The following is a 15,948-nucleotide window of genomic DNA, read 5'->3' as shown; positions in this document are numbered from 1 at the left end:
CCTTTCGGTAAAATGGGTTTTGTGCGTTGGCAGGAGGGGCAGTAAATCATCATTTAGAGCAGATGGCACAGGCGATTTTCAAGTCGTGGTTCGTAGACTTCGAACCGTTCGCTGACGGTGAGTTTATCGAGAGCGAACTGGGTGAAATTCCTGCAGGGTGGCGGGTTCTGCCGCTTGGTGATGTTGTCGATATAAGCACTAAGACAATTAACCCGCAATCTTGCCCGGATGTAGTATTGGAGCATTACAGTATACCAGCATTTGACGAGACCTGCTTGCCCGTGTTTGAGGTAGCTTCTGGAATCAAAAGCAACAAGTATATTGTAGATAAGTCTTGCTTTTTGATTTCCAAACTCAACCCGAGCATTAAGCGTATCTGGCGACCCTATTGTATCAGCGATAATGCTGTGTGTTCTACTGAGTTCATCGTTTACAAGGCGAAGAACCCATCACATAAGGACTTTTATTACTCTATCATTGATAGTGCCTCCTTCACGGATTTCCTATTATCACATGTAACAGGATCTACAGGAAGCCGACAACGCGCTATTCCGAGCGATACACTCGCTTTTGCTGTGGTTGTACCACCTGATAGAATCATTGATGACTTTTGCGATAAAGTTGCATCTATTTATGAGAAATTTGAGCAGAACCATCTTGAAAACCGTCTACTTAGGCAAACCAGGGATACCTTGTTACCCCGCTTGATGTCAGGCGAGTTGTCCGTCACCAACATCTAAGCCACTAAATGATGATTTATCGCCCTATTTATGGATATCCGCGCATCAAGAGCGGACAAGATCTTGCTAATTCCAATCTGTATATCAAGCGGCAGGTCGGGTACTCCGTACCGCATAATCGCTCCTTTATCACCTCGTGGCATCTTTGTGCCTTTCGCTGTTGCCGTCGCATATTCAAAAAAATTGTCATCCGACAACAGGTAGTAGAGGAAACCCGGATTGCAGCCCTTCTTAGCCCTCAGAACCAACACATCATTTGAACAGCCACCGTCACGATCGGCAAACCATATCTTGCGAAAGTAAGGGCGGATGTTTGACACTAACACGTCATTCACTTGGTAAGCTTGTGTCTGTGAAACAGTCGGCAACCCCGCCGAGCGGGTAATTCCCTCCTTGTTCGGAAGCATGTTCTCCGTGGAAATATAGGTATCCAAATTCAAGTCGGAAACTGCAACCCGACCATCGGCGAAATAGCAAAGGTCGGAAAGCACCAACTTAGATGTCATATCCAATTGCCCCCAGTCTTTTGCGTATTTCGTCCTCCAATTCATGAGAGCGTTTGAACATTTCGGATAGTTCGCTTGTCAGCCGAGCCATTTTCTCATCAAAGGGTTCGCCGTCGTCCTCTTGCTCCTCAATTCCAACATAGCGCCCTGGTGTAAGTATGTAGTCCTGCTTTGCGATATCAGCGGTCGTTACAGCGGCGCAATAGCCCTTCACATCCTCCAGCGTCCCGTTGTCAAACGCCTCGAAAGTAGCAGCTATTTTGGCAATGTCCTCGGTAGTCATCTCGCGCAAGCGGCGATTAACCATCGTCCCCATCTTGCGGGCGTCAACAAATAATGTCTTGCCCTTCTGTTTCTTGTTACGATTGATAAACCATAGCGAAACTGGAATCTGCGTGGTGTAGAAGAGCTGCGTCGGCATCGCGACAATTCCCTCTACGAGATCATCCTCTACAATTTTGCGACGAATATCACCCTCTCCTCCGCTTTGAGAGGACAGCGAGCCGTTGGCAAGCACCATACCAATTTTGCCGTTTGGTGAAAGGTGGTAAATCATATGTTGAAGCCACGCAAAGTTGGCATTGCCCGATGGCGGTAAGCCGTACTTCCAGCGCGGGTCATCGTTTAACGATCCGTCATTCCAGTCCGAAAGATTGAACGGCGGATTGGCAAGTATAAAGTCCGCTTTCAGCGTGGGGTGCAAGTCATTATGAAAAGTATCAGCGTTATACCCGCCCAGGTCAGCTTCGATGCCGCGAATAGCAAGGTTCATTAATGCCATTTTGCGTGTTGTCGGGTTCGCATCTTGTCCGAAAATAGATAAATTGTTGATATTGCCGGCATGGTGACTTACGAAGTCTGCGGATTGCACGAACATTCCGCCCGAACCGCAGCAGGGGTCGTACACTCGCCCTTTGAAGGGCTTCAACACCTCAACAAGCGTCCGAACAACGCAGGACGGCGTATAGAATTCACCCGCGCGTTTGCCTTCTTGCTCAGCGAATTTGGCGAGGCAATATTCATAGGTACGACCAAGGATGTCCTTATCCGTGCCGTGCTCAATCATCTGTATGTTGGTAAATAAATCAACCACATTCCCGAGTCGGCGCTTATCAAGTTCGCTACGGGCATAGTTCTTAGGGAGAACATCCTTAAGCCGTTTGTTTTCCTTTTCAATAGCTCTCATAGCGCGGTCAATTATACCGCCAATGTCGAAAAACTCTTCCTTGCCGTTTTCATCTGTTATTTTTCCGGTTTTGTGTGCCCATTCAGCAATCACACTCCACCGTGCGATAGGCGGTACGTAAAAGATGTTCGCTTCAGTGTAAGCATCCTTATCCTCCACATCGTCATCATCAGCGAGGAGTTCCTGATAGCGCTCCTCGAACTTGTCCGATATGTACTTTAGGAAGATAAGCCCCAGGACCACGTGCTTATACTCGGCGGCATCCATATTTCCGCGCAAAATGTCTGCTGCCGCCCAGATTTGTTGTTCGAAACCGATATCGGCTGTGTTATTCCCGTTTGCCATATTTTCTTCACTCCTTTGGGGCATCTTTAGTTAAGCTATCTTTGTCAGCCGCGCCACCGGAACGAATCCATTCGTCCACTTCGGAAATCTTGAACTTCCAAAGCCTACCGACTTTATGCGCAGGCATATTACGGTTACTAATCCATTGCAGCACTGTTTCGCGGCTTACACCAAGATAGTCTGTTATAGTATCCATAGATGACCACTTTTCGAGTTTTTGTTCATTGTCCATATCTAAAGGACCTCCATAAAGTTATTAGCGTACGCCATTTAAGAATCCATAACGACCATGGGTTTCATCTTTTGTAAAAGCAATTACATTCGCTTTGCTGTAATCTAACTCAGGGACATTGTTTTCAATGATAATAACCTGACCGTAGCTTTGGTTATCCAACAGATATTGGAACAGCGCAGCTTTCATAGTATCGGGTGTTTTCTCGTCCCCGCGTTCTTTTAGCGAAAGAATCGGTGAATCAACAACTAGTATTCCTGGCGCGTATTTCCCACGCTCCACCAAATACTTCATAAGTGTAAGAGCAAGCACCGTATTCAAAAATGCTCGATATCCCTTACCGAAAGCGTCCTTTGATTTGCCGTTGATAAACACATCGAAGTTGCTTGGGCTAAAATAGGCCGAACTAAGCCCCTCATATTTACACAATTCAAGGGTTTTGTTTAGGTAGTCATCTAAAGGACCTAAAATATCGCGGTCAAAATAGTTCTTTACCTTAAACTCTGCTTCCGAATCGTCTTCCATTTGCACTTCAAATAATTCCGTTTTCATACTTATTTCAAACTCGCTAATAACCGCCGCTTCGTTCTGAATTTCAATAGCTCGGCGGTATTCCGCTAGTGTTTGTTTAAGCGCCGCCACTTTAGGTTTTAACTCATTGTTGAGGAGAACCTCGATCCCTAACTTTTTCTCATTTAAGTCTGCAATCTTCATTTCAAGAGCTGCGCGTTCATTAACAATGTCGTGATTGGCTTCTTCTAAGTCGACAAGTTGAAGCTGTATTCTATGCAGTTCGGCATGAGATGCCTCAACGTAACCCCCCTCATCTTGCACCGGAATATCGCTTTCGCAGAAAGGACATTTTGTTGTTTCTTTGATACTGTCTTTGTTTAATTCCCCTTCAACAATAAAGGTCAATCTTTTTATATCAGAAGCATACTGACTCCTAAGCACTTGATAGCGATTATAAAGGGTGTTGCACTCTGCTAATTGTGCATTTACTGCAAGTATCTCTTTCAATAACTGCTTATTGTGTTTGATGGATTCTGCGATAGCTCTTTCGGTTTCGGCAATATCATCAAGGACGGCTTCAACCTTCCCTTGGAGATTCGAAGCATCCAGATAAGGGATACTACTCAATTCTTCTTTGCGGTCAGCGAAACCAGCCAGCCGCTTGTGTATATAATCAACTACAGCCTTTTTTCGGGCTTCTTTAATCTTTTTTTCCTCAAGAGGAACGACTTCAGCAAAGTCTATCCCGCTTATCAGAAAGAGCAGTGCGGAAAGTGCTGCTGTTGATGCCGTGTTCTGTTTGGGCAAGATTATGGACTGTTCTTGAAAAACATTAGTTTCCTTAATGAGGAACATATGAGAGAACGTTCTCCAGGTAAGACGCTGTTTCTCAAACCTTGAGTTTTTTATAATATGGTGTTCCTCGTCTATACCGATTAATTGCAGCCATAAATCACTGATATTATTCTTTTTTCCGCTAATCCCATAACTACCAGACTTAAAATCACGGTCTGTACTATGGACTTCAATTTTCTTGGTATCCAACTGGCGCTCAAATGTAATTCTGCCATTTTCAGTGGCAATAATAAGCTTCACCCAGTCATATCCTGTGTTTCTGTCAAAACGAATTTTGTCACTGCCAAATAAATAATCTATACATTCAAGTACATAGCTTTTACCGGTATCGGACGGCCCGCAAACGATATTAAGCCCCTCTTTGAATTCCAGGATAGAGGGTTCCTTGCCGTTGCCTGTAACAATCAACCTCTCAATATAGAAATTAGACATCTATTTCACTCCTTTGCAGCGAGGATAACGCGTGCCGGTTAATCAGTGCAAGCATCTCACGCTCCGATTTACCTGCTATGTATGCTCGGGCTTGTTTTGCCAGGCGACGGTATGTATCAGCGTAATCATTCGTAAACCTTGCGCAATAATCAATGCCCTTCTGGTTTATTGAGTAGGAAAAGCCGTTATCGGTGGGCGACACATTTATCAGACCATTTTTCACAAGTAGCTTAACTGCCTTTTTCATAAGCTCACGGCGCAGTGTAAACTCGCTAAATTTAAAACTGTTTTCACCATGAAGATTCACATCCGATATGCCGAAGTCCCTGCCATAAACGGTTATAAAGTCTGCTGCAGCGATCATGTCAGCTGTTACCCATCGTTCCCCGGCAGTTTCCAGAATCAGCAAGGCGCGTAGTGATATCTCAAACGGCGTGTTGAATACGTTATTCATCGTTTGCCACCCATCCCCTGATTCTTTTATCATTCACTAGAATATGGCACACGCCTTTCTTCTCACTAGCGCCAATCCAATCAGGCAGACGACTCAGCAAGCATTTATCTACACGGATAGTGGCAGCTTGCGCCATAACCTTATTTAACCGGGCAAAGCCATGAGGAAAATCCTGCGAATGCACATCAATTACGCCGTCGTAAGTTTCATCTTTCAAAACATCAAACTGATCGGGGTCTTTTTCTCCGAAAACGTCTCTTGAACCTCTCCTGATGGTTTCGGCTGCATAATAGTCTTTTCTCCGGCGCTCAAAATCAGCTTTATACTTCGGGTATTGTGTTAGCGATTCTTTTGGTAAATAGGCTATTCCCTCTGCGTCGGCATAAGCCGCCAACAGTTCCGTTACGTATGTCAATTCGTCCGATTCTACTTCTTCGGGTATCTCTAAGGCTGCTGGGCGAGGAAACCTGGAAAGTATTTCTTGCAGCTTCTCTATATCATTCAAGGCAGCGATTAGTTCGCTGCTTATCTTCTTGTCGGCATCACCGGTAGGTAGCTTATTTGGCCGATGAAGTGCGTATAAAAAAGTATCTGCTAAAAATTCAGCAAGCGTTTCAGGCGTTGCTTTACCAAGTAACGCCTTCTTTTTATCAGCAGTTATAGTGCTGTCATCTTTGATGAGCTTTGTCATATGTGGCAATAGTTCATCTTTGTTGTGTGGGTTCAGGAAGGCGACTATTTTTTCATTGAAGTATTTATATGCCCCCTGAACCACTCTGGGTGATGAAGCCTCAGCAACTATGGCCTTTGGAACTTCCTGTTTGAAGTTAAAAAGGCGACTTACAACTTTCGGTATTACCTGCTCATTGTCGGTCATAAGACCAAGCAACAAATCGGCTATTGCCTGATTATCGTTTGGCTCTTGCATCACGCTCTGCAATATTTTTGCATATGTACCAAAGCAAAGTCTGCTCATCTAAGTGACCTTCTTTCACTAGCTAAGCATAATGGTAAATCAAAGGTAAATCACGGTAAGTCCAGAGGAAATACTTATGCTCCGCCAACCGTTATCCTTTTCTTGTAAGCATTACAGGAAAGGGGTTTTTTTATGGCTGTGTAGGCAATAACGGCGTGCCCCCTGCAAAGATTGCTCATAGCCTTCTGGCAGATTTCGCCAATTGTGTCTAAATTTCATTATATTACTTGTTTGTATATATTTCAACACATTTACCTGTAACTCAATTTAAATACCTGTAAATACGCCCAAACGCATGCAACGCGAAACCACAACCAATTTCATCATGGAAAGGAGATTCAACGAGATGCGAGACATCCGAAACGCTCGCGGCAAGCTGGTCTGCCGCCTGGATGAAAAAGCTGGCGTCGTAGAAATCGTCCACAAAGGTTGTAAGACGCTGATTTGTTTTAAACCAGATGGAACAGCAGAAATCATAAATACAGAAGCAGCATAACCGCAAAACACAAGTCAATAACGAGAATCCGCAGAACCGCGAGACGGGCAGGACGACACCAACCACTGGTGTTGCCGCCCGTCTCGTTTTGTTTCTACGGATTTGAGACATCGGCCCCTGCGGATTTTCAAGCCAACTTTTGAAAATCGCAGGAGGAAAAAGATGTTAATAAATTACAAAGATGCCGATGGCAGAATCATCGAATTGGAGGTTTCTGACGAAGTCGGTACCTTCTATCTCAGTTCCGTAGAAGAAGAAAAGAAAAATGAACGGCGGGAAACCCGCCGCCACACTTCCCTTGAGAGTTTCACCTATGAGGACAAGCGGTTCTTTGACGATGGAACGGACTTGCTTGCCGACCTTATAGCTTCAGAAACTGTTAGCCGCGCTATGTCCCACCTGACCGAGCGACAGCAGTACCTTATCCGTAAAACCTGTCTGGAAGGTTGGAAATACACAGAACTTGCTGCACTGGAAGGCGTGGACGAGTCCGCTATACGCCACGCCGTAAACCGAGCAAAGAACAAACTCAAAAAAATGTTATAGTAACCGTCCGATTCATCTTCCGCAGGTGGCATAAGGCAGAAGGCACAAGAAATCAGCCTTCGGAAAGGCAAGGTGATCCGCATGAAGCACACCCTTAGAATCAGTGTTTCAAAGGAACCTCAGGGCGGCGGAATAGTTGGCTGTCGCCATGTTACCGTGCGCGAGAGACTGCTGCGTCTCCTGCTGGGTGATAAGCAAAGGCTGACGGTCATTGTCCCTGGCGACAGCGTGAGAGCGCTTTCAATTATTGAGGAGGGAGGTGAGGGCCATGAGCAAAACCAAGCTGTTGCTGGATGTAGCGGCTAACCTGAGTAATCTGGCAGACAGCATTTGGGCAGTAGCAGAGGCAGTGGCGGATGGTGAGCCTGGCGGGGCCTTGAAGCCGGTAGCACCAACTGTCAATAAGGAAGAAAAGTCTGAAACCAAAGCGGTCACGCTTGAGCAAGTCCGGGCTGTGCTGGCTGCGAAAAGCCATGACGGCTTTACCGCTGAGGTCCGAGCACTGTTGGAGAAGCACGGTGCATCAAGGCTCAGTGAAATTGACCCGGCAAATTATCCCGCACTTCTTGCAGATGCGGAGGAGCTGAAATGAGCAAACATGCTATTCTCTCTGCTTCCGGGGCGCACCGCTGGATGAACTGTACTCCATCAGCCAGGCTGGAACTGGAGTTTGATGAGAGTGAAAGCGAAGCTGCTGCTGAGGGTACCGCTGCTCATGCCCTTGCTGAACACAAGCTGCGCCGGGCACTAAAAATGCGCTCAAGGAAGCCAATCTCCAAGTACGACTGCGACGAAATGGACGCCCACACCGACGCTTACGTGGATTTTGTGCTTGAAACTATTGCCCAGATAAAGTTGACCTGCAACGACCCGTTGGTACTGATTGAGCAGAGGTTGGATTTTTCCAGGTATGTACCGGATGGTTTCGGAACCGGTGACTGCGTTATTATCGGCGATGGTACACTCCATGTTATTGATTTTAAGTATGGGCAGGGCGTTCTAGTGAATGCCAAGGACAATCCCCAGATGAAGCTGTATGCACTTGGTACCCTGGAGTTGTTTGACGGGATATATGACATCAGCACAGTGGCCATGACCATTTTCCAGCCACGCCGGGAGAATGTCAGCACCTTCACGGTATTTAAAGAATCGCTTTATCAATGGGCGGAGGAAACACTGATACCCACCGCTCAGTTGGCTTTTAAAGGTGAGGGCGAGTACGCCCCGGGTGAACACTGTCAGTTCTGCCGGGCTGCGGTAAAGTGTCGAGCCAGAGCCGAAGCCAAGCTTAAACTGGCGGCCTTTGAGTTTGCCCTTCCTCCCTTGCTTTCCGATGAGGAAATTGGCGAGGTTCTCAATTTGATCGGTGACCTGACCAGTTGGGCAAATGAGATTATTGCCTATGCCACAGACGCCGCTGTGAACCATGGCAAGGAATGGCCCGGCTTCAAGGTGGTCGAGGGGCGCTCCGTCCGGAAATATACCGATGAGAAAGCCGTCGCCGAAGCGGCAAAAGCCGCTGGATACCGCGACATCTATAGAGAGAGCCTTATCACTATTACTGAGATGGAAAAGCTGATGGGCAAATCCAGGTTTAATGAAATCCTCGGCGGACTGGTTATAAAGCCGCCCGGCAAACCGACCCTGGTTCCGGTTACGGATAAGCGACCGGCAATGAGTACATCAAACGCAAAAAATGAATTTTTGGAGGTTTAATACTATGTCAAATACAGCAAGCAGAGTTAATCGTAGTCCTGGGAAAAATCCCACCAAGGTTATCACCGGCATTGTACGTCTATCCTATGCGAACGTATGGGAACCCAAGTCCATCAACGGCGGCGCGGAGAAATACAGTGTCAGCCTGATTATCCCTAAGTCAGACACCAAGACCATCGCGGCCATCAATGCTGCTGTGGATGCTGCTATCGAGGAAGGCAAAGGCAAATTTGGCGGCAAGATTCCCTCTAAAGCGCAGTTAAAACTTCCGCTCCGTGATGGCGATGTCGACCGCCCTGATGACGAAGCCTACGCCAACAGCTATTTTGTAAACGCCAATAGCAATACCGCTCCGCAAATCGTGGACAGGCAAGTCAACCCTATCCTTGAACGTTCAGAGATTTATTCTGGCGTTTACGCGAGAGTCAGCATCAACTTCTATGCCTTCAACTCCAACGGCAACAAAGGAATTGCCTGTGGTCTGGGCAACATCCAGAAAATCCGTGACGGTGAACCGCTGGGTGGCAGATCCAATGCTGCTGACGATTTTGCCGCTGATGTGGACGATGATTTCCTGTCATGAGGCTATTAACTGCAAAGGGAGTATGTGTCACTCCCTTTGCGGCATCTGAAGAATCAGAGATTTGGAAAGATATTCCCGGTTACGAAGGACGGTACCAAGCAAGCAGTCTTGGACGGGTTAAGAGCCTCGAACGCAAAGTCCGCAGCGTAAATCATTATACGGGCAGAGAGTTTCTTAGAACCGTACCGGAACGTATATTGCGTCCAGGCCAATATTCCAAAAGCGGACACTTATCTGTAGTTCTGGAACATGGCGGTAATGGTCAGCCGGTTCACCAACTTGTAATAAAGACTTTTAAAGGGAACCCGCCTGTTGAAATGGAGGTGCTCCACATTAACGGTGACCCGACGGACAACCGTATAGAGAATCTTCGCTACGGCACACGTACCGAGAATATTTTGGATGTTTACCGGCAAGGCGGACGTTGGAGGAAGCTGAGTATAGAAGATGTTGAATCGATACGTTTTTCCCTCTATTGCGGAATGCGTGGTGTTGACTTGGCAAACGAATTCGGAGTGTCTCAAACAACGATTAGCAATATCAAGTACGGGAGGATATATTGGTGGATCAAATAAAAACACTCTTCTTGGACTTGGAAACATTTTCGTCCATAGACCTCGCCAAAAGCGGGGTCTATCGCTATGCTGAGTCCCCGGACTTTGAAATCCTGTTGTTCGGTTACAGTGTTGACGGCGGAGGTGTTCAGGTTATTGATCTGGCCAGCGGTGAACATCTGCCAGATGAGATTTACAGCGCCCTTTTAGATGAATCCGTTATCAAATGGGCACATAATGCGCAGTTTGAACGGGTATGCCTGTCCCGCTATCTTAACCAGTGGCTGAAACCAAATTCCTGGCGCTGCACCATGGTCTGGTCCGCCTATCTTGGTCTGCCTTTATCGCTGGAGGGTGCTGCGTTGGTCACCGGCGCGGAAAAGCAAAAGCTGATCGAGGGGAAAGATCTAATCCGCTACTTCTCCATGCCCTGCAAGCCCACAAAAACAAACGGCCAGCGAACACGTAATCTCCCCGAACACGACCCTGAAAGGTGGGAACGCTTCAAAGCCTACAATGCCCGCGATGTGGAAACGGAAATGGCAATACAGGCAAAGCTGGCGAACTTCCCCGTACCGGAGGATGAGTGGAAAAACTATATCCTCGACCAGGAAATCAATGACCGAGGTATCCTTCTGGACATGACCCTGGTCAGGCAGGCGATCCGCTGCGATGAGCAATCCCGGTCGGAACTGACGCGAGTTATGCAAGAGCTGACCGCACTGGATAATCCCAACTCAGTCGTGCAGATGAAGTCCTGGCTCGCTGATCATGGTCTTGAAACAGACACGTTGGACAAGGCCACGGTTAAGGAACTGCTTAAGACCGCACCCGGAAATCTGGGACGTGTTTTAGAATTACGGCAGAAGCTAGCCAAGTCCAGTATAAAGAAATACACAGGCATGGAAAACGCAGTCTGCTCCGACGGCAGGGCGCGCGGGTTGCTGCAGTTCTACGGAGCTAATCGTACCGGGCGTTTTGCTGGGCGGTTGATTCAAGTACAAAACCTTCCGCAAAACCATCTACCAGATTTGGAGGAAGCGCGCAATCTTATTCGCTCCGGGCAATTTGATGCAGCAGAGATGCTCTATGATTCTGTGCCCTCCGTTTTATCCGAACTTATCCGTACCGCATTCATCCCCCAATCTGGATTCAAATTTATCGTTGCTGACTTTTCCGCCATTGAAGCCAGGGTAATAGCCTGGTTGGCGGGTGAAACTTGGCGTAATGAGGTATTTGCCACCCACGGCAAGATTTATGAAGCATCGGCGGCGCAGATATTCCATGTCCCCATTGAAGAGGTCACCAAAGGCAGCCCGCTGCGCCAGAAAGGGAAAATAGCCGAATTGGCGCTTGGCTACGGCGGATCAGTCGGCGCTTTAACCGCTATGGGCGCTCTTGATATGGGGCTTACTGAGGATGAACTCCAGCCGCTAGTAACCGCCTGGCGAAAGGCTAATCCCAATATCGTCCGGTTCTGGTGGGACGTTGACCGGGCTGCGAAAAGGGCGGTCAAGGATCGCGTCACTACGGAAACACACGGAATCCGTATTGGGTACCGTAGCGGAATGCTATTCATCACCTTGCCATCCGGCAGGAACCTTTACTATGTAAAGCCCCGAATAGAATTAAACCGCTTCGGCAGCGAATCGGTGACATATGAGGGTATTGGTGCCGCAAAAAAATGGGAACGCATCGAAAGCTACGGGCCTAAGTTTGTTGAGAACATTGTACAGGCAGCATCCAGGGATATCCTTTGTTATGCCATGCGCCGTTTGGATGCCTTGGGCTACAACATAGTGATGCATGTTCATGACGAGGTTGTGATTGAAGCCCCGGCTCGGGCATCGGTTGATGATATCTGCACCGTCATGAGTGAGTCCCCAACTTGGGCAAAGGGGCTTTTGCTTCGCGCCGATGGCTTTGAGTGCCAGTTCTATAAAAAAGATTAGAAAAAAGTTAATGGACCATCCGATTCCGCTCCTTGTGGTGGCGATATAGCGAAGGCCACAAACAAAATCTAAGCCTTCGGAAAGGACGAATCCATATGAACGAACTACAGGTATTCTCCTACGAGGGAAAGGAGATCAGAACCATCCAGAGGAACGGCGAAACATGGTGGGTACTAAAGGATGTGTGCGGAGTGCTGGGACTCAGCAATGCTCGCATGATTGCCGACCGGCTTGATGAGGATGATGTAAGTCTGGCTTACGTCACCGACAGCATGGGCAGGCGGCAGCAAACCAACATCGTTAATGAGAGCGGGCTTTACAACGTTATCCTGCGCTCTGACAAGCCCGAAGCCAAGAAGTTTAAACGCTGGGTTACTCATGAGGTGCTTCCTCAGATAAGGAGACACGGAGCCTACATCACGACATCCAAAATAGAAGAAATCATGAATGATCCCGACTCTTGGATCAAGCTGCTGACCGCCCTGAAAGAAGAACGCCAGGAAAAAGCTCAGCTTCAGCTGCAGGCTGCTCAGGATAAGCCGAAAGTGGTATTTGCCGATGCTGTATCAGCATCGGACGGTACCATTTTAATCGGCGAACTGGCTAAAATTCTCAAAGGAAACGGTATCGAAATCGGGCAGAACCGCCTGTTTGAAAGGCTCCGCCAGGACGGTTTCCTTATCAAGCGCAAAGGCACCGACTACAACGCGCCGACTCAGAAGGCCATGGAACTTGGTCTTTTCAAAGTTAAAGAAACCGCCATTACCCATTCGGATGGTCATGTCACCATCAGTAAAACCACCAAAGTTACTGGCAAAGGGCAGCAGTATTTTGTCAACTACTTCCTCGGGGGAGGGGTGGATAGGGATGGACGAGCATAACAGCGAGGGCTGCCCGGAACATATAGCCACTCTTTCTTTGGACTGTGCGGCGCAAAAGGAAATAAGGCGCCGTTCGCTGGTTTACATATGCTCTCCTTTTGCCGGTGACACGAAACACAACATCATCCGTGTGCTGGGCTATTGTCGGTTTGCAGTTAGCAAGGGATTTATTCCCCTCGCGCCTCATCTTCACTACCCACAGTTTATGGATGATAGTGACCAAAAAGAGCGCGAACTCGGACTATATTTTGCCCTGGTTCTACTTAGCAAATGCGATCAGCTATGGGTGTTCGGGCACCGGGTATCAGATGGTATGGCTCAGGAAATCAGCAAAGCAAAAAAGCAGGGTATACCCATTCGGCACTTTACCGAGAAGTGTGAGGAGGTGCAGGTAACGTGAAGATAGCGGTCGGCAACAGCCGCATGGATAAGAAATGGAAAAACAGGGACATCTCATGGGAAAATTTCCTCACCCGGGTTAGCACGACGATCCGCACCACCGAAACGGTATCGGAATTCCGTAAGATGAGCCGTGCGCAGCAGGATTCCATCAAAGATGTGGGCGGCTTCGTGGGCGGCGCTCTGCGCAAGGGCAAACGCAGGAACGGTTATGTCCTTTGCCGCTCCCTGCTCACCTTGGATATGGACTATGCCAGGCCAGGAATTTGGGATGAAATTAATATGCTCTACGATTTCAAGTGCTGCGTTTACTCCACTCACAAACACACGCCGGATGCACCGCGCCTGCGGCTTGTTATTCCCCTGTCCCGCGAGGTAAGCGAGGACGAGTACCCCGCTCTTGGTCGCATGGTAGCCAAGGAAATCGGTATCGACTTGTTTGATGACACGACTTATGAGCCATCACGGCTGATGTATTGGCCGTCAACGCCATCTGACGGTGAGTTTGTATTCCAAGAAAAGGAAGGCGAACTTCTCAACCCCGATGCATACCTCGGAAAATACGCTGACTGGCGGGATACTTCCATGTGGCCTGTATCCTCGCGTCAGTCAGAAGTGGTTCGCAACCAGATTACTCAGCAGGCAGATCCGCTCACTAAGGAAGGTGTAGTGGGTGCCTTCTGTCGGGCTTATTCCATTGAGGACGCAATTGCGACTTTTCTATCCGATGTCTATGAACCCAGCGCGATGAATGGCCGCTACGACTATATCCCTGCTGATTCTTCAGCGGGACTGGTTATATACGATGGCAAATTCGCCTACAGCCATCACGCTACCGATCCGGCCTGCGGCAGGCTGCTGAATGCCTTTGATTTGGTGCGAATACACCGCTTCCGCGACCTCGACGACAAGACCGCTATGGATACCCCTCCGGGCAAGCTGCCCTCCTTTAGGGCCATGACGGAACTAGCCATAAAGGATGAACGGGTCAAGGAGCAATTGGCTGAAGAACGCAAAGCCCAGGCGGAGAAGGAGTTTAGGGATACGGATTGGCAGAAAGCCTTGGAACTTGAAAAGACCGGCGCTGTTAAAGACAGTTTCGGAAACTATCTTCTGATATTAAACAATGACCCTAATTTGAGCGGTATCGTTTTTAACCAACTGCGGGACGGTGTGGATGTTCGCGGGGAAATACCCTGGCAAAGGTACAAACCTGGCTGGAGCGAAACGGACGCGGCGAAACTTTACGAATATCTGCAAAATCACTATGGCATCTACTCACCGACTAAGACGAATAATGCCGTTATGGCAGCCGCCGCCGCCCGGCAGTTCCATCCGATACGTGAGTATCTAAACACCCTTCCCGCCTGGGACGGTGTTAAAAGAGTCGAAACGCTTCTGATTGATTACTTTGGCGCAGAAGATACCCCGTACACCAGGGCTGTTACCAGAAAGACTTTTGCGGCGGCAGTCGCCCGCATTTATCAGCCGGGGATTAAGTTTGACTACATGCTGGTCATTAATGGCGCGACCGGACTTGGAAAATCCACGTTCTTTGGCAAGCTGGCCGGAGAGTGGTTTTCCGACAGCCTGACCTTTGCCGACATGGGCAAAGGCAAGGACGCTCCTGAAAAGATACAGGGGTTTTGGATCATTGAAATCCCAGAACTTGCTGGTATCAGAAAAACCGATGTCAACAATGTAAAAGCATTTTTATCCCGCCGCGACGATAACTACCGTGCCAGCTACGGCCATACAACAGAAAGTCATCCGCGGCAATGTATTATCGTAGGCAGCACCAACAGTGAAAGTGCCGGGTTTCTACGTGATGTGACCGGCAACCGCCGCTTCTGGCCAGTTCGTGTCAGCGGCAAAAATGCCCGGCGCGGTTGGGATATCACAGATGAGGATGTTCTTCAGATCTGGGCTGAGGCCAAACTGATATGGAACAACGGTGAGAAGCTCTACCTTGAGGGAGCCGATGCGGAAGCGGCGGTCAGCGAGCAGGCAGACGCCATGGAATCCGATGAACGTGAAGGCTTGGTGCGCGAGTATCTCGACATGCTCCTGCCGGAGAACTGGGATACCTTGGATGTGTATCGCAGGCGTGACTATTTCCGGGATCAGAATGACCCAACCAGGCCGCCAGGTGTTAAACAGCGCGATATTGTTAGCAATATTGAGATCTGGTGCGAGTGCCTGAACAAGAACCGCGAGGACATCAGAACCCGCGATAGCTATGAAATCACCGCCATCATGCAGAAGATGACCGACTGGCGGCGCGGGGATAAGAAGATCCGGATCATCGGCTACGGCCCGCAAAATGTGTGGTTGAGAAAGCCGGATTAAGGCTTAAATGTTCCAAGCGTTCCGGGTTTGTTCCAGGAAAACTGAACGGTGGGAACAGGCGTTAGCTTAGAAAAATAGGCTACTTGACGAGTTTTGTTCCGAGTGTTCCAAGAATTATATATGAGTTATTTGTATTATTACTTCCTATACCTATATGGAACTATATACACGCGTAAGAATCTATAAGGAATTTTTCGGTACGGTTGGAACACAACTAAGCGGAATGCCTCGTA

Annotated in this window: 17 protein-coding genes; 11 read left to right on the top strand and 6 right to left on the bottom strand. The window is 48.3% G+C overall.

The features are described 5' to 3' along the window. The first annotated feature begins 26 nt into the window (after positions 1–26). Complete coding sequence (locus DESRU_RS21390) at positions 27–740, top strand: restriction endonuclease subunit S domain-containing protein (protein WP_143758816.1); 714 nt, start codon at positions 27–29, stop codon at positions 738–740. Here the strand turns inward: DESRU_RS21390 and DESRU_RS18055 are convergent. Genes DESRU_RS18055 through DESRU_RS18030 form a run of 6 tightly spaced genes read right to left on the bottom strand, consistent with a single transcriptional unit; the run spans position 737 to position 6,239 of the window. Beyond that, on the bottom strand, positions 737–1,246 hold the full coding sequence (locus tag DESRU_RS18055) for a restriction endonuclease subunit S (protein WP_013843532.1): 510 nt from the start codon (positions 1,244–1,246) through the stop codon (positions 737–739). The two genes, DESRU_RS21390 and DESRU_RS18055, sit on opposite strands and share 4 nt — an antisense overlap. Further along, on the bottom strand, positions 1,236–2,777 hold the full coding sequence (locus DESRU_RS18050) for a type I restriction-modification system subunit M (protein WP_013843531.1): 1,542 nt from the start codon (positions 2,775–2,777) through the stop codon (positions 1,236–1,238). Before DESRU_RS18050 ends, DESRU_RS18055 begins: the two co-directional genes overlap by 11 nt. A gap of 7 nt (positions 2,778–2,784) precedes the next feature. Continuing rightward, complete coding sequence (locus DESRU_RS18045; protein WP_013843530.1) at positions 2,785–3,009, bottom strand: helix-turn-helix domain-containing protein; 225 nt, start codon at positions 3,007–3,009, stop codon at positions 2,785–2,787. A 24-nt stretch (positions 3,010–3,033) separates the two neighbouring features. Continuing rightward, positions 3,034–4,809, bottom strand: a complete 1,776-nt coding sequence (locus DESRU_RS18040) for an AAA family ATPase (protein ID WP_013843529.1) — start codon at positions 4,807–4,809, stop codon at positions 3,034–3,036. Beyond that, entirely contained in the window at positions 4,802–5,263 is a 462-nt protein-coding gene (locus tag DESRU_RS18035; RefSeq protein ID WP_013843528.1) for an ABC-three component system middle component 2, read from the bottom strand. Before DESRU_RS18035 ends, DESRU_RS18040 begins: the two co-directional genes overlap by 8 nt. Further along, positions 5,256–6,239, bottom strand: coding sequence for an ABC-three component system protein (locus DESRU_RS18030; protein WP_013843527.1), 984 nt, complete (start codon positions 6,237–6,239; stop codon positions 5,256–5,258). Before DESRU_RS18030 ends, DESRU_RS18035 begins: the two co-directional genes overlap by 8 nt. 346 nt (positions 6,240–6,585) lie before the next feature. On the opposite strand from DESRU_RS18030, the gene DESRU_RS21035 reads away from it, so the two are divergent. The 10 genes from DESRU_RS21035 (at position 6,586) to DESRU_RS17985 (ending at position 15,715) form a co-directional block, all read left to right on the top strand. After that, the gene (locus tag DESRU_RS21035; protein ID WP_013843526.1) at positions 6,586–6,735 is read left to right on the top strand and encodes a hypothetical protein; all 150 of its coding nucleotides are present in this window, start codon (positions 6,586–6,588) and stop codon (positions 6,733–6,735) included. A 162-nt stretch (positions 6,736–6,897) separates the two neighbouring features. Continuing rightward, positions 6,898–7,281, top strand: coding sequence for a sigma factor-like helix-turn-helix DNA-binding protein (locus DESRU_RS18025; protein ID WP_013843525.1), 384 nt, complete (start codon positions 6,898–6,900; stop codon positions 7,279–7,281). 268 nt (positions 7,282–7,549) lie between these two features. Further along, complete coding sequence (locus tag DESRU_RS18020) at positions 7,550–7,873, top strand: hypothetical protein (RefSeq protein ID WP_013843523.1); 324 nt, start codon at positions 7,550–7,552, stop codon at positions 7,871–7,873. After that, entirely contained in the window at positions 7,870–8,997 is a 1,128-nt protein-coding gene (locus tag DESRU_RS18015) for a DUF2800 domain-containing protein (RefSeq protein ID WP_013843522.1), read from the top strand. The genes DESRU_RS18020 and DESRU_RS18015 overlap by 4 nt, the downstream gene beginning before the upstream one ends. Positions 8,998–9,001: 4 nt before the next feature. After that, positions 9,002–9,580 (top strand): DUF2815 family protein, encoded by a 579-nt coding sequence (locus DESRU_RS18010; protein ID WP_013843521.1) that lies wholly within the window; start codon positions 9,002–9,004, stop codon positions 9,578–9,580. Next, positions 9,577–10,155 (top strand): NUMOD4 motif-containing HNH endonuclease, encoded by a 579-nt coding sequence (locus tag DESRU_RS18005; RefSeq protein WP_013843520.1) that lies wholly within the window; start codon positions 9,577–9,579, stop codon positions 10,153–10,155. The genes DESRU_RS18010 and DESRU_RS18005 overlap by 4 nt, the downstream gene beginning before the upstream one ends. Then, the gene (locus tag DESRU_RS18000) at positions 10,152–12,086 is read left to right on the top strand and encodes a DNA polymerase (protein ID WP_041275889.1); all 1,935 of its coding nucleotides are present in this window, start codon (positions 10,152–10,154) and stop codon (positions 12,084–12,086) included. Before DESRU_RS18005 ends, DESRU_RS18000 begins: the two co-directional genes overlap by 4 nt. 32 nt (positions 12,087–12,118) lie before the next feature. Next, a complete protein-coding gene (locus tag DESRU_RS17995; protein WP_337998878.1) occupies positions 12,119–12,967 on the top strand; it encodes a phage antirepressor in 849 nt (282 codons plus the stop codon). Beyond that, positions 12,954–13,367, top strand: a complete 414-nt coding sequence (locus tag DESRU_RS17990) for a DUF7768 domain-containing protein (protein ID WP_013843517.1) — start codon at positions 12,954–12,956, stop codon at positions 13,365–13,367. The genes DESRU_RS17995 and DESRU_RS17990 overlap by 14 nt, the downstream gene beginning before the upstream one ends. Then, on the top strand, positions 13,364–15,715 hold the full coding sequence (locus tag DESRU_RS17985) for a virulence-associated E family protein (RefSeq protein ID WP_013843516.1): 2,352 nt from the start codon (positions 13,364–13,366) through the stop codon (positions 15,713–15,715). The genes DESRU_RS17990 and DESRU_RS17985 overlap by 4 nt, the downstream gene beginning before the upstream one ends. The last annotated feature ends 233 nt before the right edge of the window (positions 15,716–15,948 follow it).

Source organism: Desulforamulus ruminis DSM 2154, from assembly GCF_000215085.1.
Classification (GTDB): domain Bacteria; phylum Bacillota; class Desulfotomaculia; order Desulfotomaculales; family Desulfotomaculaceae; genus Desulfotomaculum; species Desulfotomaculum ruminis.
This window is presented reverse-complemented; position numbering and strand designations above follow the sequence as displayed.

Bases quoted from the DNA above. Each gene is read 5' to 3' on its own strand.
- DESRU_RS18015 (WP_013843522.1), top strand. From the start codon at position 7,870: ATGAGCAAACATGCTATTCTCTCTGCTTCCGGGGCGCACCGCTGGATG.
- DESRU_RS18010 (WP_013843521.1), top strand. From the start codon at position 9,002: ATGTCAAATACAGCAAGCAGAGTTAATCGTAGTCCTGGGAAAAATCCC.
- DESRU_RS18025 (WP_013843525.1), top strand. From the start codon at position 6,898: ATGTTAATAAATTACAAAGATGCCGATGGCAGAATCATCGAATTGGAG.
- DESRU_RS18035 (WP_013843528.1), bottom strand. From the start codon at position 5,263: ATGAATAACGTATTCAACACGCCGTTTGAGATATCACTACGCGCCTTG.
- DESRU_RS17990 (WP_013843517.1), top strand. From the start codon at position 12,954: ATGGACGAGCATAACAGCGAGGGCTGCCCGGAACATATAGCCACTCTT.
- DESRU_RS18055 (WP_013843532.1), bottom strand. From the start codon at position 1,246: ATGACATCTAAGTTGGTGCTTTCCGACCTTTGCTATTTCGCCGATGGT.
- DESRU_RS18020 (WP_013843523.1), top strand. From the start codon at position 7,550: ATGAGCAAAACCAAGCTGTTGCTGGATGTAGCGGCTAACCTGAGTAAT.
- DESRU_RS21035 (WP_013843526.1), top strand. From the start codon at position 6,586: ATGCGAGACATCCGAAACGCTCGCGGCAAGCTGGTCTGCCGCCTGGAT.
- DESRU_RS18045 (WP_013843530.1), bottom strand. From the start codon at position 3,009: ATGGACAATGAACAAAAACTCGAAAAGTGGTCATCTATGGATACTATA.
- DESRU_RS18050 (WP_013843531.1), bottom strand. From the start codon at position 2,777: ATGGCAAACGGGAATAACACAGCCGATATCGGTTTCGAACAACAAATC.
- DESRU_RS18005 (WP_013843520.1), top strand. From the start codon at position 9,577: ATGAGGCTATTAACTGCAAAGGGAGTATGTGTCACTCCCTTTGCGGCA.
- DESRU_RS18030 (WP_013843527.1), bottom strand. From the start codon at position 6,239: ATGAGCAGACTTTGCTTTGGTACATATGCAAAAATATTGCAGAGCGTG.
- DESRU_RS18040 (WP_013843529.1), bottom strand. From the start codon at position 4,809: ATGTCTAATTTCTATATTGAGAGGTTGATTGTTACAGGCAACGGCAAG.